Below are 19,909 nucleotides of genomic sequence, written 5' to 3' on the forward strand. Positions count from 1 at the left end.
GCTCGGCGGTGGGATCGTTCGCCGCTTACAGATACGACTTGTCGATGCCGGCGCCGATGGTGTAGTTCGGATCGACCATGTTGCCGAGGCGGACGTGTCCGACCTGGGTCAAGAGCATGTACGCCTCCATCTCGTCGAAGCCGTAGTCGTCGGCCATCCACGCTACCAGATCCGCGTATGCCGCGCGGGCGGCATCCTCCATGGGACGGACGCTCCCGATGCTCATGATGAAGTCCTCGGACTCCAGCCGCGGCCATTCGAGGTCCCAGTCTTCGATCAGATCGACCGTAATCGTGGTCGTCGTGGGGATTTCGATGGCGACGCCACAGAGTTCGCCGTCGCCCTGGGCGGCGTGGCAGTCGCCGAGATAGACGTACCCACCCTCGACCTCGACGGGCAGATAGATGGTGTTTCCCGGTCGTACGTCCGGGAGGTCCATGTTACCCCCGTGTTTGAACGGCGTCAGCGCGTTCACCGAGTCGATCTCCGGGGCGGTGCTGATGGTGCCGACGAACGGTTCGTAGGGGATCGTCGTGTTCTCGTCCCACACGGTGCCCTCGGTGGTGACCTCCAGTTTCTTGACGACCTCCGGTAGCGGATCGTGGAGCATCGCCGTCCGGTCGGTCGCCGAGAGACCGCCGAACTCCGGCACCGTACAGGTCGTTCCACGGGGCTGTGGGCCGCGTGGCTCGATGTTCTCGATGGTGATCGCTAGCGCGTCGCCCGGCGTGGCACCTTCGACGTAGATCGGTCCGTTCTGTGGATTGAGATAGTCTCCGAGCACCTCGCTCGGCAGGTCGTCCTCCGTCTCGATGGCTCCGCCGAAGGCGTCCTGGGTCTCGACGGCGACCGTATCGCCCGGGTCGACCTCCAACACTGGGTCGGCGTATGGCCCGACCGTGTACTGAAAGCCGTCCTGTCGTGTCTCCGTCAACTCGTGTTCGGTCACGGTAATCAGTATCAACCGCCGACCACGCGTAGGTAAGTCTTTCTCTTATCTCGGAAATAAGAACAGATTCAGTCGCTTTCGAGAAGATAGGTGCGACATAAATTACAGATATTGTTCCAATAGCAAACACACAGTAGCTTTGTGTCTTTGGTCGCCCCGGCTTGACTGTCGCCACGCGAGGCGCGTGGCCCGACACCCGCGCGGGTCGGGGCGTTCAGCCATCTTTTTGTCTGCGGCGGGGCGTCCCACACACGGGATGAACCTGATTCACGTCTGTCTGAACGTCGCCGACGCGGACGAGTCCATCGAGTTCTACGAGCAGTTCGGCTTCGAGGAGTCGTGGTCCTTCGAGACGCCCGACGGCGAGACGGAGAACCGCTACGTTGCCGACCCCGACGGGGTCGAGATTCAACTCTCCGAAACCGACGGCGAGACGACGTTCGAGGCGGGGACCGCCTGGGACCACCTCGCGCTCGGTGTCGACGACGTGGACGAGGTGTTCGAGACGGTCGATCACTACGGCGTCGTCGAAGAGCCGGGCGATCAGCCCGCCGCCGGCGCGCGCACCGCCTTCATCGAGGACCCGGACGGTCACGTCGTCGAACTCGTCGAGTCGCTCGAATAACGGGTCGTGCGCCCGCCGCTCACACCCGGCGAAACGTCTTTTCCACCCGGCCGATTCGTCAGTTCATGAACGACGGCTCGGGGCCGGGACGGCTCACGCGGCGTGGCACCCTTACAGCGGGACTCTCCTTTCTCGGCGCCGGCTGTCTGGGTGGGGGCGGCGACGAGGATGGCACCCGCTCGCTCTCTACCCACCCGGTCGGGACGGACCTAAACGTCCAACCTCGTCTTGGCCCCGAGCCTGGGCTCGCGCCCGCCACCATCGTCGCCTTCGAGGATCCCTCCTGTCCCCGGTGTGCGGCCTTCGAACAGAACACGGTCCCGCAGATCCGTACCGAACTCGTCGACCCCGGCGAGGCCACCTTCGTTTCCCGCACCATCCCGGTCGTCTACCCGTGGGGCAGCCCCGCGACCTACGCCCTCGAAGCGACGTTCGCCCGCGACGCCGACGCGTTCTGGACCCTCGCCGCCCACTACTTCGACCGACAGGACACGTTCGACCGCGACAACGTCCTCGACCGGACGGAATCGTTTCTCGCCGCCGAGACCGACGTAGACGCCGCGGGCGTCGTTGACGACGCCGAACGTGAGGTCCACGCCGACGCCGTCCAGACGGATCTCGACGCGAGCGAGGCAGCCGACGTGGACGGGACGCCCACGGTCTTTCTCTTCCGAGACGGGGAGTACCGGACACGCGCCACCGGTTCGGTCAGCTTCGACTTCGTGACCGGCGCGCTGGAGCCCTGAGCGTGGCGCTCCGTCTACCGCTCCACGCCGACGACTGGCGACTGATGGGCCGGACGGCACGGCTCGTGCTCGGCGGTCCCGTCTACGCCATCGTCGCTCTCGCCGCGGCCGGCGTCGCCCTCGTCGGGTTCGTCCTCTCGCAGAACGTCACGACCGTGCGCGACGTCTTCGCCGGACGGGTGCCGGTCGTGATCCTCACCGAACTGTTCCCATTCGTCGGAACCTCTTACGGGCCGGTGACGGGGTCGGTCGTCGTGGCCGTTGCCGCCCTCGTCGGCGTCGACATTGCCCTCGTGACCTACCACGTCCGCGAACATCGGCTCTCGGCGGAGAGCGGCGGTGGAAGCCTGCTCGGGGTCGTCCTCGGCACCCTCGGGGCAGGGTGTGCGGCCTGTGGCTCGGCCGTGATCGCCGGCCTCCTGTCGCTGTTCGGCGCTGCGGGGCTGGTGACGCTCCTGCCGCTCGACGGCTTGGAGTTTTCGATTCTCGCGCTCGCCGCGCTGGTGCTCTCGATCCACTGGCTCGCCGAGGGGATGCGCGGCGGCGAGATCCGTGGCTGTCCGGTAGGTGCGAAAGAATAGCGGGGTTCGGGGGTCGACGCCGACTTAGAGCATGCCGGCGGCGCGGGCCTTGGCGACGATCTCCTGAGCCATCTTGTTGGTGGCTTCGTCGACCATCTGGCCGTCGACGGAGACGGCGCCCTTGCCTTCGTCCATCGCCTCGGCGTAGGCGTCGACGATGCGCTCGGCGCGCTCGGCGACGTCCGGATCGGGGGCGAACACTTCGTTGCCGATCTCGATCTGACTCGGGTGGATGGCCCACTTGCCATCACAGCCGATCATGTTGGCGTTGTTGGCCGATTCGCGGAAGCCCTCGGGGTCGTCGATGTCGGCGTACGGACCGTCCATGCACGGCAGGCCGGCGCTTTTCGCGGCGGAGTTACACTCCGAGAGCGCGTGATGCCAGTAGTGACCGGGGTACTCCGGGAACTGCCCGATGTCGAGTCCGGGCGTCCCCATGGCGGCCGAGTAGTCGCCGGGGCCGAAGATGATGGAGCTGAGACGGTCGGAGGCGTGGGCGATGTCGTGGACGTTGTGGATTCCCTCGCCGTCCTCGATCTGGGGTTCCAGCCCGATTCCTCCAACTTCCAGCCCGTTGTTCTCCTCGACCTGCGTGAGGAGGTTCTCGACGGTGTGGATGTCGCTCGGGCCGGCAACCTTCGGGACGATGATGTCGTCGATGTACTCGCCCGCGCGGCCGACGACCTCGATGATGTCGTCGTACCACCACTTGGTGTCGATCCCGTTCATCCGGTACGAGAGGATCTTGTCCGACCAGTCGTGGTCCTGCGCGGCCTCGATGAGCGGCTCTCGGGCCTCGGCCTTCGCGTTCGGCGCCACGGAGTCCTCGAGGTCGAGGAAGACCTCGTCGGCGTCGCTCCCTGCGGCGCTCTCCATGAAGTCCGGGTCGCTCGCCGGTGTCGCAAGCTGCGTACGTCGGAGTTCTACGTCTTCAGACATTTTTTCACCACCTACAAACGCCGTTCGCGATCAAATAAAGATTCCTTAGTATCTGCATTTTCGGGAGCTGACGTACCCGTTTTCGTCCGTTGTCGACACCCATCGATCCGGACGCGACGCCGCCGGTGGGACGGCGACTCGCAGACTGAACGCTTTTAGGCTCGCCGGGTAGAGATACCGACGATGAGCGAGTACGATTACGAGGCGCTCGGGCTGGTCGCGGGGCTGGAGATTCACCAGCAACTCGACACCGCGACGAAACTGTTCTGTGCGTGCCCGACCGAGCGTCGGGAACCCGAGAACGCGGTTCGGACGTTCTCCCGGTATCTCCACCCGACGACGAGCGAACTCGGCGAACTCGACGAGGCCGCGGTCGAGGAGAGTCGCGTCGACCGCGAGTTCGAGTATCTGGCCTTCGACACCACCTGTCTCGTCGAGGAGGACGACGAACCACCGGGCCGGGTCGACGACGAGGCCTTGGACGTGGCGCTCCAGATTGCCGACCTCCTCGATATGACGGTCGTCGACCAGGCTCACGTCATGCGAAAGATTGTCGTCGACGGGTCGAACACCTCCGGCTTCCAGCGGAGCGCGCTGATCGGCCAGGACGGACAGATCGAGACCGACGCGGGACCCGTCGGCGTCGAAGACCTTCTGCTCGAAGAGGAGAGCGCCGGGCGCGTCGCAGAGACCGACGCGGGCGTCCGCTACAGCCTCGACCGACTCGGCATTCCGCTGGTCGAGATTGGCACCCGCCCGGACATCGGCACGCCCGAACAGGCCCGCGAGGCGGCCGAGCGGATTGGCATGCTCCTTCGCTCGACCGGCACGGTCAAGCGCGGCCTCGGCACCATCCGCCAGGACGTGAACGTCTCCATTGCCGACGGCGCTCGCGTCGAGATCAAGGGCGTCCAAGCTCTCGACCAGATCGACGAAATCGTCCGCCTAGAGGTTCGTCGGCAGGTCGAACTCCTAGACGTCGCCGACGAACTCGCCGAGCGTGACGCCGCAGTCGGCAGCCCGCAGGACGTAACCGACGTCTTCGCCGACACCGACAGCGGCGTGATTCGGGGGGCACTCGACGACGGTGGCCGGGTGCAGGCCGTCCCGCTCTACGGCTTCGACGGTCTCGTCGGCCGCGAACTCCAGCCCGACCGTCGGTTCGGGACCGAACTCTCCGATCACGCCAAGCGCCACGGCGCGGGCGGAATCTTCCACACCGACGAACTCCCGGCCTACGGCGTCACCGAGGCGGAGGTCGGCGCCCTCCGCGAGACCGTCGACGCCGGTCCCGAGGACGCCGTCGCCATCGTCGCCGACGACCCCGAGACCGCCGAGTTGGCCATCGACGCCGTCGCCGAACGCGCCCAGACGGGCATCGAGGGTGTCCCGGAGGAGACCCGCGACGCCACCGACGAGGGGACGACCCGCTATCTTCGCCCCCTGCCCGGCGCGGCGCGGATGTACCCCGAGACGGACGTGCCGCCGGTCGAACCCGACCCGAGCGACGTCGAGCGGCCGGAACTGTTGACCGAGACGGTCGAGCGGTATCAGAGCGAGTACGGTCTCGACGCTGGCCTGGCCGAGCAGGTGGCGTACGGCCGACGCATGCCTCTGTTCGAGCGCGCGGTGGACGCAGGCGTTGACGCCACCTTCGCCGCCGGCGTGTTAGAGAGCACGCTGACGGAACTCCGCCGCGACGGCGTGGCTGTCGACCGTCTCACCGACGAGCATCTGCTCGGAACTCTCCGACTGGTCGCGGACGATGACCTGGCGAAGGAGGGTGTCGACGAGGTGCTCGAAACGCTCGCCGACGACCCCGACCTCGACCCCGAGGCGGCCGTCGAGGCGGCGGGTCTCGCCGGCGTCTCCGAGGACGAGGTGCGCGACGCCGTCGCTGACGTCGTCGAGCGCAACGCTGACCAGGTCGAGCAGGAGGGGATGGGCGCCTTCTCGGCGCTCATGGGCGAGTGTATGGGGGCGCTCCGCGGCAAGGCCGACGGCGAAGTCGTCAGCGACGCGTTGCGCGAGGAGATCGGCAAACGGACCTGACGCGGCGCCGCCGGGCGGTCGATCTCAGGCCGACGGGTGACGGTCGTTCGGGCGTGTGACGCCGCCAATCTCGATCCGCGTCCCGGCACGCTCGCTCTCGGCAACGCTGACCGTCCAACCGTGTCCCTCAGCAATCTTCGAGACGATAGAGAGTCCGAATCCCGTCCCGTCCTCGTCCGTCGAATACCCGCTCTCGAAGACCTGTTCGCGCTCCGCCTCGGGGATGCCCGGCCCGTCGTCGGCGACGTAGAAGCCGTCGGGTAGCTCGCCGACGGTGATCGTCGACGAGCCGCCGTCGGCCTCCGGCCGCCTGTCCGCGGAGTCACTCCCTGCGCTGTCACCGGACTGCGTCCGGTTGCTCGTGGAGCCGTGCTCCACGCTGTCGTCGGACCCAGTCCGACTGCCCGTCGACCCGTGTTCGACGCTGTCACCGGACTGCGTCCGGTTGCTCGTGGCGCCGTGCTCCACGCTATCGCCGGTCCTTGACCGGCTGTCAGTCGAACTATGTTCGACACTATTCCGAAACAGGTTCTCGAGAAGTTGCTGGAGCTGGCTTCGATCCGCGTTGATCGTTCCCTCCGCCTCGACGCGGAGGGTCGTCCCCGGCGACGAGACGTTTCGCCAGCAGTCCCGTGCGACCGCCGCGAGGTCGACCGACTCGAAGTCGGCGACCCGGTCGTCGGCCTTCGCGAGCGTCAGCAGGTCCTCGATCAGATCCTCCATCCGCTCCAGCGCGTGGGCCGTCTCGTCGAGGTGTGCGCTCTCGACCTGTCGCTGTGCCACGGACAGGTGGCCGGTGGCAACGTTCAGCGGGTTTCGGAGGTCGTGAGAGACGACGCTCGCAAACTCGTCGAGGCGCTCGTTCCGGCGCCTGAGCGCCCGCCGATGCTCGCGTCGCTCGGTGGTATCCCGGGCCGAGGCGATGAGCGAGACGACCGCCCCCGACTCGTCGGTGACCGGACGGATAGTCCCGCTCACGCTCCGCCTCTCGGGCCCGGAGTTGACGTGGTCGCTCTCGTACTCGACGTACTCTCCGTCGGCGGCCCGTTCGACCCACTCCCGGACCGCCGCACGGTCGTCCCCGGGCCACCACGGTGTCTCCCAGAACGGCTCGCCAACTACCTCCTCGTGGTCCGCGTCGATCAACTCCATCGCCGTCCGGTTGGCCTTGCGCAGTCGGCCGTCGGGAGAGAGCACGCCGACGAGCATCTTGGGGTCCTCGAAGACGGCTTCGAGGCGTCGCTCGCTCCGCCGCAGTTCCCGTTCGCGTTGCTTCCGGTCCGTAATCTCTCGTCCCTCCGGAACGAGCGAGGTCACCGTCCCCGCCTCGTCGGTGATCGGGCGGATCGAGAAGTCGATGACCACCGCCCGATCTGTCCCCTGGATGCGGACCTCGTCGCGGAACAGGTCTCCCGACCTGGCCTGCTGGACCGCCTTGCGGACCGTCGAGCGGGCGGTCTCGCTCGCTGCGAACCAACACGTCTCCCAGAGTCGCTTGCCCACGACCGCCTCACGGTCGACGCCGCCGAACTCTAGGGCCGTCTCGTTGGCCTCCCGGACCGTCCCGTCGGGGTCGAGGAGGCCGGTGAAGGTGTAGGTGTTGTCAAAGACGGCCTCGAACTGTCGGGTTCGCTCTCGTCGGTCGCTCACGTCCCGGACGGAACAGACTAACTCCCCCCGGTCGGTCGTGGCGAGGCGGTGGTCCTCGACGAACGTGCTGCCGTCGGCCCGGAGACCGGTGGTCTCGCCGTGCCACTGCCCGTCGGCCCTGACCGTCGGAAGCACCTCCTCGTGGATCACCGCCGTCTCGTCGTCGGGGTAGACCTGCTCCCACCTCTCGCCGACCAGGTCGTCGGGGTCGTACCCGTACAGCGAGGCGTACGCCTCGTTGACGTAGACGAACTCCTCGTCGTCCAGAATGGCGATTCCCTCCTGTGCCGTCTCGATGGCGTCCAGATGCCGCCGTCGCTCTCGTTCCGCGCGGTGTCCGTCGACGGCGTTCCCGATCCGATTGGCTAGGATGGCGGCGCCGTCGGCGTGGGCGTCCTTCCGAAGGTAGTCGGTCACCCCTGCGGAGATTGCCTCGCTGGCGACCGACTCGCTCCCCGTGTCGGTAAACAGGACGAACGGGAGGCCGGGGACGCGCTCGCGGACGAGACACAGAAACTCGACGCCCGTCCGATCCGGCATGTCGTACTCCGAGACGACACAGTCCACGTCGTCGTCCAGACGGCCGAGTGCCGTCTCCGTGTCGGGGACCGTCTCGACGACGAACCGGTCGTCCGCGCGTTCGAGGGCAGTCGCCGTCAGATCGGCTACGTCCGGGTCGTCGTCGACGTACAACACTCGAATCTCGTCACCCGCATCTGACATCGGTCGGAAATCATCCCCCCGGACCTAAGAGCTTCGGTGATCCCTATCAACGCTGAGACTCTCGCTGCTCCGGGTTGCCGAACGTCACTCCGGCAGGGGATCGAACGGGACCCACTCCGCGGCGCCGCCCAGAAACCCTTGGGACCGAAGTTCCGGCCCTTCGCGCACGTCGATCCGCCCGTCACAGAACTGCGAGATGGTCCTGAGCTCGCGTTCGTCGTGCATCGCCGGGTCGACGAGGAAGACGCCGAGGCCGTCGACCTTGCTCACCCGTCCCACGAGGGTGTGTACGAACCGGGAGACGGTCTGGAGTTCCGTCAGCGACAGGACGGTCGAAATCGAGAACAGCCCGGTTCGGACGGCCTCGACGCCTTCCTGGTGGAACTCCCGGTAGAGCGTGGAGTATCGCATCCCGATTCCCGTCAGATCCTGTGCGCTCGACACGGTCAAGACTCGGGCGGGGACGCCGCTCTCGTCGCTATCCAGACAGTCGACGATGCCCACCCGGTCCGGCGTCGCTTCGATGCCGACCGTCTCACACTCGGCCGCGATGTCGGCCGCCGTCGCGTTCGTCGTCAGGATGATCACCCCTTCCGCGTCGTCACCGGCGAGCATCCGGTAGGCCAGTTCCTTGGTCCCGCCGTGTGCCGGCCCGGCCACCAGGATGCTCGTCCCGCCGCGGACGGGGTCGAGGGGTAACCCCTCGAAGCGATACTCAGTCGTCGCCATCGCGCTCCTCCGCCGTCGCCGCCCGGAGGCGCCGTCTGAGTTCCAGATTCGCCATCACCTCGTCGGCGAGCGTCGACAGCAACTCCCGGTCTTCCGTGCCGAACGAACGGGGTTCCGCGTCGAACAGACAGAAGGCGCCGATAGCCTCCCCGTCGTCGGTCTGGACGGGAGCGCCGGCGTAAAACCGGATGTCGGCCGCCGCGAGCGAGTCGTTCGTGTCGAACCGCGGGTCCTCGCGCGTGTCGGGAATCACCATCACCTCGTCGTCGAGGATGGTGTAGGTACAGACCGTGTCCTCCCGGTCCAGACTGTCGACGTCGGTGCCGTGACAGGCGAGAAACCGCTCTCGGTGGGCCTCGACGAATCCGACCGTGGCCGCGTCGACGTCGAACAGCGCCGCGGCGACGGTGGTGAGGCGGTCGAGCGACGTATCGAGAGCGTCCGGATCGACCACGTACTGCTCGATGGCAGCCAGACGGGCCTCCTCGTCCGGCGGTAGTGGATAGGACGTCTGGCTCCGGTTATCGATGCTGAACGTGAGCAGGTCGACCAGTTCGTCGCGGGCGCCCGGCGATTCCTTGTCGACGTACTCGACGACGGCGGGTCCGAGCGCCGTCGTCTCCAGTTCGTCGAAGTCGGCGTCGGTAAAGAGGACACACGTCACGTCGGGGACGACGTCACGGGCCGCCTCGACGAGCTCTAGACCGGTCCCGTCGGGGAGGTCGTACTCCGTGACGATGCCGTCGACGGCGCCGTCGAGCGCTTCGCGGGCCTCGCCGAGAGTGCCACAGACCGTGACGTCGATGTCGGCATCGCCGATGGCCGACGCCGTGGCGCGTCCCTCGTCGACGTCCGGGTCGACACACAGGACCCTCATACACTACCTCTGAGCGGCCCCGGTCATAAGTTCCCGACATCGAATCACCCTCCACGGGTGTCACCGACGGGAGGGAGTCGCCGCCGGTTTAGGGGCCGGGACTGCCGCGGACGGGGGTCATTTCTCGGGCGCGTCTGTCGGTTCGCGCTGCACCACGAGGACGGGGCCGAGAAACCGGTCGGCGACCTGGTCGGCCGGTAGTCCGAACACGAACGTCGTGAGTGAGGGATCGGACTCGCCCATGACGACCACGTCGAATTCGTCGGCCGTATCGACGACTGCGTCGAGGGCCTTCTGATCGCGTTCGACGCGAGTCTCGATCCTCGCGGCGTCCACGCCCAGGTCAGCCAGGCGACGTACCATCCCATCGAGGAGGGTTTCGACGTCCTCGTCCGTCTCGACCGGTTCGGCGACGTGATACAGCGTCACCGACGCGTCCGTCGCCCCGAACAGGCCCGCGACGACACGAACGAGGCGGTCGATCCCGACGGCACCCCGGACGGCGACGAGTACGTCCTCGACCGGGCCGGTGGCGTTCGGGACCAGTGCGGCCAGACAGTCGTGCTCGGTCGTCATCCGGTCGAGTGTCTTCTGGCCGTCGTGGGTGAACACGAGGCGCCGCTCGACGGTGGCCCCCGCCTCCTCGAACATCGCCTCGAACTCGTCGAGTCGTTCCGTGGCCCGGTCCTCGAACTGCATCTGTGCCTGTCCCGGCGCCGTTTGACCCGGAACGACGTGATACCCCAACAGGACCACGTGCGCGGCCGCGAGGAGGTCGGGGACGCCTTCCGGAATCGATTCGCCGTCGAGTACGCGCACCGGGACGAGTATCGAGGGTCGATCCGTCATGATCACACGTCCCCCTTGAGCGTGACGCTCCCTGCATAATACCGAAACCACAGGTACGAGACGAGCATGACCACGATTCCGATACCAATCGACGCGGGCTGCATGAAGGCGATCAGACCGACACTCGCGAGCGCCCCGACCGCCGGGACCACCGGGTAGCCCGGGACGCGGTAACTCGGCGTGTACCACTCCGGATCTCGTCGCCGTAACACGATCTGGGCGACACACATCAGCCCGTACATGATCAGGTGGAGAAAGGAGGCGACCTCCGCGAGCAGTTCGACCCGGCCGGTCGCGACGAGGACCAGGATCGGGCCGCCGGCGGCGAGCAGGGCGATGTGTGGCGTGCCGTACCGGAGATTGATCTCGCTTGCCCGCCTGGGGAGTAAGGCATCGCGGCTGAGTGCGTACACCGCCCGCGAGGCGCTGAGAATCGACGCGTTCGCGCTCGAAAACGTCGCCAGCAGTCCGGCCCCCAGAATCGCGACCGCCCCGGGCAGCCCGAGGAAATCGCGGGCGACTTCGACCATCGCCGTCTCGCCGAACTGCCCCAGGCGGTCGGCACCGAACGCACTCGTCGCGACGAATATCGTCACGATGTAAAAGACGGTGACGGTCAGGACCGATCCGACCATCGCCAGCGGCAGGTTCCGCCCCGGTTGCTTGATCTCACCCGCGACGGTCGCAACCTGGGCGAACCCCAGATACGACGTGAACACGAGCGCCGCGGTCGACAACACCGGCACGTAGCCGCGGGAGAAGAACTGCTCGGGGACTGTTCCCCGACCGAACACGCCCACCGCGTCGAGGACGCCGTACGACAGAAAGCCGGTGAGCACCACCAGGAGGACCCCAACCACGGCGTTCTGGAGCTTCGCGGTGTTTTCGGTGCCGCCGATGCTCAGCGCCGTCAACGCGACGCCAAACAGCAGCCCAATCCCGACGACGGGATTGAACGAGAGCGCGACGTCGAGTTCGGCGAACACGGCGCTCGCGTAGTGTCCGAGACCGACCAGATAGAACGCGGAGGCGAACATCAGACCCAGCCACAGACCCAGGCCGACGACCGCACCGTAGGCGGTCCCCATCCCCCGCGAGACGAAGTAGTATCCGCCGCCGCTCCGGGGCATCGCCGTCGCGAGTTCGGAGGTCGGCAGCGCCACGAGCAACGCGATCAATCCGCCGATGGCAAAGGAGAGGGTGGCCGCGAGTCCAGCGTTGGCGGCCGCCAACCCGGGGAAGACGAAGATTCCAGCCCCGATCATGGTCCCGATGCCGATGGCCAGCCCCCCGACCAGCCCGATAGTTCGTTCGAGTTCGACGTCGTCGTGGACGGTCGTGTCGTCGGTGACGGCGTCCGGTTCCGCGGCGGGCGCCTCGCCGGCGACGTTCTCGCCCGTCGGGTCGACGTCGACAAGCCGGTCGGTCATACACCGGTAGTCGTTTCAGCTACCCAATAAAAGCGCCGCCGGTCGTCGGGTCGTACCTCCTCGTTGTGCCTCCAGTCACCCGGTCGCGTGCCCACGCTCCCAAAATCGTGCCAGAGACGCCGGCGCTGGCGGGGAGGCACATTCGGAAGGTAAATGACGCCGAGGGGAGAATCACCGGGCGTAATGGCGGAGTTCGCCCTCTCGGTCGCTCGCATCGGGTTGGCCCTGTTTCTCGTCGTTCTCAACGGCTTTTTCGTCGCCGCCGAGTTTGCGTTCGTCCGCTTGCGATCCGCGTCCGTCGAGACGCTGGTTCGAGAGGGGCGGCGCTCGGCGTCGGCGGTGCAGGAAGCGACCGAAAACCTCGACGACTACCTCGCCGTCTCCCAACTCGGCATCACCATCTCGTCGCTCGGCCTCGGGTGGGTCGGTGAACCTGCGGTTGCCGTGCTGGTCGAACCGCTGTTGGCTCCGGTGCTCCCGAGTTCGCTCCTTCACGCCGTGACCGTCGCGCTCGGATTCGGCATCGTGACCTTCCTCCACGTCGTCTACGGGGAGTTGGCGCCGAAGACGCTCGCGATTCAGCGCGCGGAGCAGGTCGCCCTCCTCGTCGCGCCGCCGATGAAACTCTTCTACTATCTCTTTCTCCCGGGAATCGTCGTCTTCAACGGCGTCGCCATCCGGTCCGTTCGGCTCCTCGGTGTCTCCCCGGCCGCCGAAGAGCACGGCGGCCACACCGAAGCGGAGATTCTCACTCTCCTCTCGGAAGCGGGTGAGGCGGGACGGGTCGACGCCGGGGAAGTCGAGATGATCGAGAGCGTGTTCAGCCTCGACGACATGACGGTGCGTGAGATTATGCGACCACGGCCCGACGTGACGACCATCCCCGCGAACACGTCGCTTTCGGACCTCCGGTCGATGGCCGCCGAGGGTGAGTACACCCGGTACCCCGTCGTCGACGACAGCGGCGACGTACTCGGATTCGTCGACGTCAAGGATATTCTTCGGGCCAGCGAGACGATCCAAGAGTCGGGCGAACTCACGGCCCGCGACCTGTGTCGGGACGTCGTCGTCGTCCCCGAGACGCTCCGCGTCGACAAACTCCTCGCCGAATTTCAGGGCAAACAACGCCAGATGGCGGCTGTCATCGACGAGTGGGGTGAGTTCGAGGGTCTCGTCACCGTCGAGGACGTCGTCGAGGTGATCGTGGGGGACATCCGCGACCAGTTCGACCTGAATGAGCCGGGGCCGTCGGTCGAACGACTCGATGACGGCGGCTACGCGGTCGACGGAGGTGTCGCGCTCGCGACGGTGAACGAGCACCTCCAGACCGGCTTCGAGAGCGAAGACGTCGAAACCGTAGGAGGGTTCGTCCTGAGCCGACTCGGACGGGCACCGACGGTCGGTGACCGCGTCGAGACGGCGTCCCACGAGTTCCGCATCGCGGGCGTCGACGGGGCCCGGATCACAGACCTCGTGGCCACCGAACGGGAGTCGGACTGACCGATGACCGTCCACTCGCGCGGCGGCTATCGACCCTCACACCGGCGGCGCGCTCCGGGGGCCGCCGTTCCCGACAGACGGGTCGACGGCCGGCGCTCCACCGGCCAAACTAGAGCCGTGTTGTCATCTAGCATAATAAAACCTATCGCTGGGGGGCCGCCCACACCCGCCCTCACCGTCGGGAATAGTTAACACGCATTACGATCCATTAGGGAATGTATGTCCGAAACGGCTCAACGGATTGATCCGCTTGACCCGCGTCCCCTCGACGGGCGAACCTGTCTGGTCACCGGCGCGTCCCGGGGCATCGGTCGGGCTATCGCTTACGAACTCGCGCGGTGTGGCGGCGAGGTAGTGGTGAACTATCGGAGTTCCGACGACGAGGCGCGGTCGGTCGTCGACCGGATCGAAGCGGCAGGCGAGACGGCGATGTGTGCACAGGGTGACGTCTCAGATCCGGTCGACGTCGAGCAGATGGCCGCCGACGTCCACGACGAACTCGGTTCCGTCGACGTCCTCGTGAACAACGCCGGCATCACCATCGACCGGAAGTTCGAGGAGATGACCCACGACGACTGGCAGACGGTGATCGACGTCAACCTCGGCGGGACGTTCAACTGCACCAAGGCCTTCTTCGAGGACATCCGCGAGGCGGACCACGGCCGCCTGATCAACATCTCCAGTGTCGTCGGCCAGCAGGGGAACTACGGGCAGGCGAACTACGCCGCCTCGAAGGGCGGCCTGTTCGCGTTCACACGGACGCTCGCGCTCGAACTCGCGTCCGACGGCTCGACGGCCAACTGCGTCGCGCCCGGCTTCGTCAAGACGGACATGCTGGAGAAGGTCCCCGAACGCGTCCAGGACAACATCCGCGAGAAGATTCCGCTGGATCGCTTTGCCGACCCCGAGGATATCGTGGGGATGGTCCGGTTTCTCGCCAGCGACCACGCGAACTACATGACCGGACAGGTCCTCGGGGTCAACGGCGGACTGGAGTGGTGACCTGGCCACGGGACCTTTGCCCGTGGCGGTCCACCCCCGCGTATGGTCACCATCGCCGCAGTCGCCGGGAGCCTCCGCACGGAGAGCTACACCCGACTCGCGCTCGACCGTGCGCTCGATGCCGCCGAGGCGACCGGCGCCGACACCGAACTGCTCGACCTCCGGGCTTTCGACCTCCCGATCCTGAACCCCGATGCCGACGATCAGGGCGACGCCGCGGCGTTCACCCGTCGGGTCCGCGAGGCCGACGCCGTGTTGCTCGGCTCGCCCGTGTATCACGGCTCGTACTCCGGCGCGCTGAAAAACGCCCTCGATCACTGCGGGTTCGACGAGTTCGAGGGGACGACGGTCGGCCTGCTCGGCGTCGCGGGTGGCGCCTTCCCCATCACGGCGCTCGAACACCTGCGGTCGGTGTGTCGCGCCCTCGACGCGTGGGTGCTCCCACACCAGGCGGCCATCCCGCGGGCGTCGTCGGCCTTCGCGGACGGTCGACTGACCGACGACACGCTGGCCGAGCGGGTCGCCACCCTCGGCCGACGGATCGTCGAGTACGCCACCATCGAAGCCAATCCATCGACGTTCGAGAGTGACCGGAACGTCGGTGGCTGAATCAGAACCCCTTTGCCGACCCGCGCCACAGACACGCCCGTGACGACGTGGGTCGAGAACCCCCGCGGTGGCCGTGACCGCGGACCGCGCGGCATCGCCCGCGCGTGGGCAGAGGTGCTGGTTCGCCCCCAGCGATTCTTCAGCCACGGGGTGGCACCCGGCGATCAGGCGCCCGGTCTCGTCTTTGCCGTCGTGATGGCCGTGGCGTACGCGCTCGGTCTCGCCCTGTTCGATCCGGGCCGCTTCCCCGTGTCCAGCGGGCTCCGGGCCGCCGTGGTCGTCCTCCTCGTGGCCATCCTCGTCGCGCCGGCGGCCCTTCACCTGCTGGCGGCGCTCCAGACCCTCGCGCTGATGGCGACGGTCCGGGACCGGGCGGGCGTGAGCGAGACGGTACAGGTCATCGCCTACGCGACGGCGCCCTGTCCGCTGGCGGCGGCGCCCGTCACCGAACTCACCGCGGCGTGTTGTCTCTACGGTGCGGCGTTGCTTGTCGTCGGTCTCGCCGTCGTCCACGACACCACCACCGGCCGAGCGACCCTCGCGAGTGCGCTCCCCGCCGCACTTCTCTTCGGCTACGGGTTCGGCGGGTTCGACGCGCTCCACACCCTCTTGCGTGCCTGGTACATCATCTAAGCCGCCGAGTCGTTTCGACAATCGTTTTACGTTGCGGCTGTTCGATCCTCTCAATGGATTGGATCACCCACGAAGAGGACGTCTGGTTTGATTTCCGCGGCTCCGCGCCGGACCAACTCGTCTCGGAACGATACTACAAAGGTACGGTCGACGGCTTCGCCGACTTCGGCGTGTTCGTCGACCTCTCGCCCGGTGTGACCGGGCTGCTCCACCGGAGCGAACTGGACCGCCGGCTCGAAAGTCTGGACTGGGAGCCGGGCGACACCGTGTTCGTCCAGGTGAAAAACGTCCGCGACAACGGCAACGTCGACCTCGCGTGGTCGAAACGACAGGCCGGCGGCGAGTTCCGCGGTGCCCGGATTCACGACCCCGACGGCGACGCCGACGGCGACCCCATCGACGAATCGACCACCGACGAGTCCGAGGACACCGGCCCGGTGAAGAAGCGGCCCACCCCGAGCGACGACACGGACGAAGACGACGCCGAACACGAGCAGGAGTCGGGATCTGAGTCGGACGCCGAATCGGCGTCACAGTCGGGATCAGAACCGGAACCCTCCCCCCAGACGAACGGTCACCAGACCGTCGCAGGGACGGGCACCCCCGACCACGTCGACGTCGCGTCGCTCGACGACCGTGTCGGTGAGACGGTTCGTCTCGAAGGCGAAATCGTCGGTGTTCGCCAGACCAGCGGTCCGACGGTGTTCGAGATCCGTGACGGCACCGGCGTCGTCGACTGTGCGGCCTTCGTCGAGGCCGGCGTTCGTGCCTACCCCGACGCCGAGGTGGGCAACGCCGTCCGCCTCGACGGTGAGGTGGAGCGTCGCTACGACGAACTCCAGGTCGAGACCGAGGAACTCACGGTCCTGACCGACGACGAGGCGGCGGCCGTTGAGGAGCGCCTCGCCGACGCGCTGACCGCCGAGGCCCGCCCGGACGAGGTGGCCACCCTGATCGAACACGACGCGGTCGACGCCGTGGCCGAGTCCCTGCAGGACGCCGCGGAGACGATCCGTCGGGCCGTCCTCGAATCCCGTCCCGTGGTGGTCCGACACGCCGCCACGGCGGACGGCTACGTCGCGGGCGCGGCCATCGAGCGAGCGGTCCTCCCGCTGATCCGCGAGGAACACGCCGCCGCCGACGCCGAGTATCACTACTTCACGCGGCGGCCGCTGGAAGGCTCCGTCTACGATATGGACGACGCCACCAACGACGTGACGCGGATGCTCCAGGACCGCGACCGCCACGACGAGAAACTGCCGCTCGTCTTGCTGGTCGGTACGGGAAGCACAGTCGAGTCCAGCGACGGGCTGGGTCTGCTCGGCATCTACGGCTCCCGACGGGTCGTCGTCGACGCCGAGGTGGCCGACGCCGCCGTCGCCGACGACTGTGACGCCATCGTCAACCCTGGCCTCGCCGGGGCGGCCGCGGCCGACCTCTCGACGGGCGCGCTCGCGGCCACCCTCGCCGCGACGGTCAACCCCACGGTTCGCGACGACGTCAGCCACCTCCCGGCCATCTCCTACTGGGCAGACGCTCCCGAGAGCGCCCGTGACCTCGCCACCGAGGCGGGCTACGACGCCGACCGCACGCGCGAACTCCGCGAGGCTATCGCGCTGGAGGCGTACTACCAGTCCTACGAGGACAAGCGCGAACTCATCACGGACCTGCTGTTCGACGATGCGGGCGGTCTCGCCGGCCACATCAGCGAGCAGTTCCGCCAGAAACTCGACACCGAGGTCGACACCGCCACCGCCAACCTCGACCGGCGTGAGACCGACGGCGTCACCGTCGATGTCCTCGACACTGACGCCTACACCCACCGCTTTGACTTCCCGCCGACGAGCCTCCTGCTCGACGAACTCCACCGCCGACGCGACGACGATGCTCGCCTGATCGTCGGTGTCGGGACGGACGAACTCTACCTGCGGAGCGACGCCGACCTGGATCTGCGTGGCGTCGCCGGCGACGCCGCCGACCGCGAAGCCGACGCGGGCATCGCCGCTGCGAGCGTCCGTGACGGCCGTCTCGAATTCCTCTCGGGCCGCCGCGACGCGGCGGTCGACGCTGTCGTCGACGCCGCCGTCGACCGGCTCTGAGACGACCGTTCGGTTCGGCCGAACGATACGCTTAACCTTGCGACCCGACGACACGGAGACGATGACCGATAGCGTTGGTGTCGACGCCCCGAGCGAGGCGTTCGACCGGGTCTGTGCGGATCTCGTCGAGCGTATCCTCGACGGTGACCTCGACCGCGACGACCTCGAGTCGGCGAAACTCGACGCCTGTTCCGAACACGGCGCCGCGAAGGTGCCCAAAAACGCGCACATCCTGCAGTACGCCCCCGACGAGCGACGCGACGAGGTGCAGGCGGTCGTCAGGCGCAAGCCCGTCCGCACCGCCTCCGGCGTCTCGCCCGTCGCCATCATGACCTCGCCGCATATGTGTCCCCACGGGAAGTGTCTCTACTGTCCCGGTGGTCCCGCCTCCGAGTTTGGGAGTGCCCAGAGTTACACGGGTCACGAACCGGCCGCGGCACGCGGCGAGCAGAACGATTACGACCCGTACGGCCAGGTTCGGCTCCGACTCGAACAGCTCAGACACATTGGCCACCCCGTCGACAAGGTCGAACTCATCCTGATGGGCGGGACGATGACCGCCCGGAGCCACGACTACCAGGAGTGGTTCGTCAAGCGGGCGCTCCAAGCACTGAACGACTACGACACCGACTCGACGCCGAACCCCGCCGAGGGGCGAAGCTTCGCCGAGGACGACCCCGAGTTCCGCTATCTCGAGGACGTGATCGCCGAAAACGAGACGGCCGACGTCCGCAACATCGGCACCACCTTCGAAACCAAGCCCGACTGGTGTGGCCCCGAACAGATCGACCGGATGCTCCGGCTCGGAGGCACGAAGGTGGAGGTTGGCGTCCAGACCACCTACGAGCGGATCAACCGCGAGATGCATCGCGGGCACGGCGTCCAGGCCTCCATCGACGCCAATCGGCGCCTTCGCGACGCCGGATTCAAGGTCGGCTTTCACATGATGCCGGGACAGCCGGGCATGACCGAGGAGATGTGTCTGGAGGACTTCCGGCAACTCTTCGCGGACCCGCGCTGGCGCCCCGACTACCTGAAGATCTATCCCACCCTCGTCGTCCGCGGCACCCGGACCTACGACATGTGGCGTCGCGACGACTTCGACCCCCTCGACAACGACGCGGCCGCGGACCTCGTCGCCGAGGTGATGGATCTGATCCCCGAGTACACCCGCCTTCAGCGGGTCCAGCGGGACATCCCCGCCGACCACATCGACGCCGGCGTCTGGAAGTCCAACCTCCGTCAGTTGGCGAGCCAGCGAGCCGCGGAGCGGGGCATCGCGTCCCGGGACATCCGCGCCCGCGAGGTTGGCCACAACGACGCCGACCCGGACCCCGAGCGGGTGACGCTCCGAGAGCGGACCTACGAGGCCGGCGGTGGGACCGAACACTTCCTCAGCTTCGAGGACCCCGAGGCGGACCTCCTGATCGGCTTCTGTCGCCTGCGCTTCCCGAACGACCCGGTACGTCCCGAACTCGACGATGCCGCTCTCGTGCGTGAACTCCACGTCTACGGGAGCGAGGCGGGCATCCGCGAGACGGGGGACGGCGACTGGCAACACCGTGGCTACGGCCGTCGCCTCCTCGAACGCGCCGAGGAACTCGCCGCCGAGGCCGGCTACGGGACGGTGAGCGTTATCAGCGGCATCGGCGCGCGTCGCTACTACCGCGACAAACTCGGCTACCACCAGGACGGTCCGTACGTCTCGAAGACGCTCGGCCGGGACGCCACGATCCGATAGATGGCGTCGGCCGAACGGCTGTCGTGGGCGTTGCTGGCGGCGGCGGTCCCCACCGCCATCGCGCTTGCGTTCACCCCGGCGAATCGCTACGCCTGGCTGGTCGTCGGGATGGGCACCCTCCTCGGCTGTCTCCCGGCGGCCTACCTCCTCGTCGGGACAGTCGCCGAGGGATAGC

Annotated in this window: 18 protein-coding genes; 11 read left to right on the forward strand and 7 right to left on the reverse strand. The window is 67.3% G+C overall.

What is annotated here, in order from left to right; genetic code table 11:
- Positions 1-25: 25 nt before the first annotated feature.
- Complete coding sequence (locus NO878_RS00670) at positions 26-964, reverse strand: acetamidase/formamidase family protein (protein ID WP_256404038.1); 939 nt, start codon at positions 962-964, stop codon at positions 26-28.
- A 241-nt stretch (positions 965-1,205) separates the two neighbouring features.
- Here NO878_RS00670 and NO878_RS00675 point away from each other — a divergent pair, with 241 nt between their 5' ends.
- From NO878_RS00675 to NO878_RS00685, 3 genes are all read left to right on the forward strand, one after another.
- Positions 1,206-1,574, forward strand: coding sequence for a VOC family protein (locus NO878_RS00675; protein ID WP_256404039.1), 369 nt, complete (start codon positions 1,206-1,208; stop codon positions 1,572-1,574).
- Between the two features lie 65 nt (positions 1,575-1,639).
- Positions 1,640-2,320: a DsbA family protein gene (locus NO878_RS00680; RefSeq protein WP_256404040.1), complete on the forward strand. Its 681-nt coding sequence runs from the start codon at positions 1,640-1,642 to the stop codon at positions 2,318-2,320.
- Entirely contained in the window at positions 2,317-2,901 is a 585-nt protein-coding gene (locus tag NO878_RS00685; RefSeq protein WP_379824176.1) for a hypothetical protein, read from the forward strand. The genes NO878_RS00680 and NO878_RS00685 overlap by 4 nt, the downstream gene beginning before the upstream one ends.
- Positions 2,902-2,925: 24 nt before the next feature.
- On the opposite strand, the gene NO878_RS00690 is transcribed toward NO878_RS00685, so the two are convergent.
- On the reverse strand, positions 2,926-3,840 hold the full coding sequence (locus tag NO878_RS00690) for an HpcH/HpaI aldolase/citrate lyase family protein (RefSeq protein ID WP_256404042.1): 915 nt from the start codon (positions 3,838-3,840) through the stop codon (positions 2,926-2,928).
- Positions 3,841-4,023: 183 nt separating this feature from the next.
- Here NO878_RS00690 and gatE point away from each other — a divergent pair, with 183 nt between their 5' ends.
- A complete protein-coding gene (gene gatE, locus NO878_RS00695) occupies positions 4,024-5,892 on the forward strand; it encodes a Glu-tRNA(Gln) amidotransferase subunit GatE (protein WP_256404043.1) in 1,869 nt (622 codons plus the stop codon).
- A gap of 24 nt (positions 5,893-5,916) precedes the next feature.
- On the opposite strand, the gene NO878_RS00705 is transcribed toward gatE, so the two are convergent.
- The 5 genes from NO878_RS00705 to NO878_RS00725 all read right to left on the reverse strand — a co-directional run bounded on the left by NO878_RS00705 (position 5,917) and on the right by NO878_RS00725 (position 12,150).
- On the reverse strand, positions 5,917-8,265 hold the full coding sequence (locus NO878_RS00705; RefSeq protein ID WP_305882551.1) for a PAS domain-containing protein: 2,349 nt from the start codon (positions 8,263-8,265) through the stop codon (positions 5,917-5,919).
- 84 nt (positions 8,266-8,349) lie between these two features.
- Positions 8,350-8,994, reverse strand: a complete 645-nt coding sequence (locus NO878_RS00710) for a DUF7504 family protein (RefSeq protein WP_256404044.1) — start codon at positions 8,992-8,994, stop codon at positions 8,350-8,352.
- Complete coding sequence (locus tag NO878_RS00715; RefSeq protein WP_256404045.1) at positions 8,981-9,871, reverse strand: GAF domain-containing protein; 891 nt, start codon at positions 9,869-9,871, stop codon at positions 8,981-8,983. Before NO878_RS00715 ends, NO878_RS00710 begins: the two co-directional genes overlap by 14 nt.
- A 117-nt stretch (positions 9,872-9,988) precedes the next feature.
- The gene (locus NO878_RS00720; protein WP_256404046.1) at positions 9,989-10,720 is read right to left on the reverse strand and encodes a universal stress protein; all 732 of its coding nucleotides are present in this window, start codon (positions 10,718-10,720) and stop codon (positions 9,989-9,991) included.
- Positions 10,721-10,722: 2 nt separating this feature from the next.
- Complete coding sequence (locus NO878_RS00725) at positions 10,723-12,150, reverse strand: APC family permease (RefSeq protein WP_256404047.1); 1,428 nt, start codon at positions 12,148-12,150, stop codon at positions 10,723-10,725.
- A 183-nt stretch (positions 12,151-12,333) separates the two neighbouring features.
- Here NO878_RS00725 and NO878_RS00730 point away from each other — a divergent pair, with 183 nt between their 5' ends.
- The 7 genes from NO878_RS00730 (at position 12,334) to NO878_RS00760 (ending at position 19,908) form a co-directional block, all read left to right on the forward strand.
- Positions 12,334-13,650: a hemolysin family protein gene (locus NO878_RS00730; RefSeq protein ID WP_256404048.1), complete on the forward strand. Its 1,317-nt coding sequence runs from the start codon at positions 12,334-12,336 to the stop codon at positions 13,648-13,650.
- A 219-nt stretch (positions 13,651-13,869) separates the two neighbouring features.
- On the forward strand, positions 13,870-14,652 hold the full coding sequence (locus NO878_RS00735) for a beta-ketoacyl-ACP reductase (RefSeq protein WP_256404049.1): 783 nt from the start codon (positions 13,870-13,872) through the stop codon (positions 14,650-14,652).
- Positions 14,653-14,694: 42 nt separating this feature from the next.
- Entirely contained in the window at positions 14,695-15,261 is a 567-nt protein-coding gene (locus NO878_RS00740) for an NADPH-dependent FMN reductase (protein ID WP_256404050.1), read from the forward strand.
- 39 nt (positions 15,262-15,300) lie between these two features.
- On the forward strand, positions 15,301-15,894 hold the full coding sequence (locus tag NO878_RS00745) for a YIP1 family protein (RefSeq protein WP_256404051.1): 594 nt from the start codon (positions 15,301-15,303) through the stop codon (positions 15,892-15,894).
- Positions 15,895-15,947: 53 nt separating this feature from the next.
- Complete coding sequence (locus NO878_RS00750) at positions 15,948-17,993, forward strand: DHH family phosphoesterase (RefSeq protein ID WP_256404052.1); 2,046 nt, start codon at positions 15,948-15,950, stop codon at positions 17,991-17,993.
- A 61-nt stretch (positions 17,994-18,054) separates the two neighbouring features.
- Positions 18,055-19,734 carry a tRNA uridine(34) 5-carboxymethylaminomethyl modification radical SAM/GNAT enzyme Elp3 gene (locus NO878_RS00755; RefSeq protein ID WP_256404053.1) on the forward strand — a complete coding sequence of 560 codons (1,680 nt, stop codon included), beginning with the start codon at positions 18,055-18,057 and terminating at the stop codon, positions 19,732-19,734.
- Positions 19,735-19,908 (forward strand): hypothetical protein, encoded by a 174-nt coding sequence (locus NO878_RS00760; protein WP_256404054.1) that lies wholly within the window; start codon positions 19,735-19,737, stop codon positions 19,906-19,908. It begins immediately after the preceding gene.
- The last annotated feature ends 1 nt before the right edge of the window (position 19,909 follow it).

Origin of the sequence: Haloplanus ruber (genome assembly GCF_024494725.1) — an archaeon.
Taxonomy (GTDB): Archaea; Halobacteriota; Halobacteria; order Halobacteriales; family Haloferacaceae; genus Haloplanus; species Haloplanus ruber.

What these genes read in the sequence shown, in the direction of transcription:
- NO878_RS00675 (WP_256404039.1), top strand. Translation starts at nt 1,206, where the DNA reads ATGAACCTGATTCACGTCTGTCTGAACGTCGCCGACGCGGACGAGTCC.
- NO878_RS00680 (WP_256404040.1), top strand. Translation starts at nt 1,640, where the DNA reads ATGAACGACGGCTCGGGGCCGGGACGGCTCACGCGGCGTGGCACCCTT.
- NO878_RS00690 (WP_256404042.1), bottom strand. Translation starts at nt 3,840, where the DNA reads ATGTCTGAAGACGTAGAACTCCGACGTACGCAGCTTGCGACACCGGCG.
- gatE (WP_256404043.1), top strand. Translation starts at nt 4,024, where the DNA reads ATGAGCGAGTACGATTACGAGGCGCTCGGGCTGGTCGCGGGGCTGGAG.
- NO878_RS00705 (WP_305882551.1), bottom strand. Translation starts at nt 8,265, where the DNA reads ATGTCAGATGCGGGTGACGAGATTCGAGTGTTGTACGTCGACGACGAC.
- NO878_RS00710 (WP_256404044.1), bottom strand. Translation starts at nt 8,994, where the DNA reads ATGGCGACGACTGAGTATCGCTTCGAGGGGTTACCCCTCGACCCCGTC.
- NO878_RS00715 (WP_256404045.1), bottom strand. Translation starts at nt 9,871, where the DNA reads ATGAGGGTCCTGTGTGTCGACCCGGACGTCGACGAGGGACGCGCCACG.
- NO878_RS00720 (WP_256404046.1), bottom strand. Translation starts at nt 10,720, where the DNA reads ATGACGGATCGACCCTCGATACTCGTCCCGGTGCGCGTACTCGACGGC.
- NO878_RS00725 (WP_256404047.1), bottom strand. Translation starts at nt 12,150, where the DNA reads ATGACCGACCGGCTTGTCGACGTCGACCCGACGGGCGAGAACGTCGCC.
- NO878_RS00730 (WP_256404048.1), top strand. Translation starts at nt 12,334, where the DNA reads ATGGCGGAGTTCGCCCTCTCGGTCGCTCGCATCGGGTTGGCCCTGTTT.
- NO878_RS00735 (WP_256404049.1), top strand. Translation starts at nt 13,870, where the DNA reads ATGTCCGAAACGGCTCAACGGATTGATCCGCTTGACCCGCGTCCCCTC.
- NO878_RS00740 (WP_256404050.1), top strand. Translation starts at nt 14,695, where the DNA reads ATGGTCACCATCGCCGCAGTCGCCGGGAGCCTCCGCACGGAGAGCTAC.
- NO878_RS00750 (WP_256404052.1), top strand. Translation starts at nt 15,948, where the DNA reads ATGGATTGGATCACCCACGAAGAGGACGTCTGGTTTGATTTCCGCGGC.
- NO878_RS00755 (WP_256404053.1), top strand. Translation starts at nt 18,055, where the DNA reads ATGACCGATAGCGTTGGTGTCGACGCCCCGAGCGAGGCGTTCGACCGG.
- NO878_RS00760 (WP_256404054.1), top strand. Translation starts at nt 19,735, where the DNA reads ATGGCGTCGGCCGAACGGCTGTCGTGGGCGTTGCTGGCGGCGGCGGTC.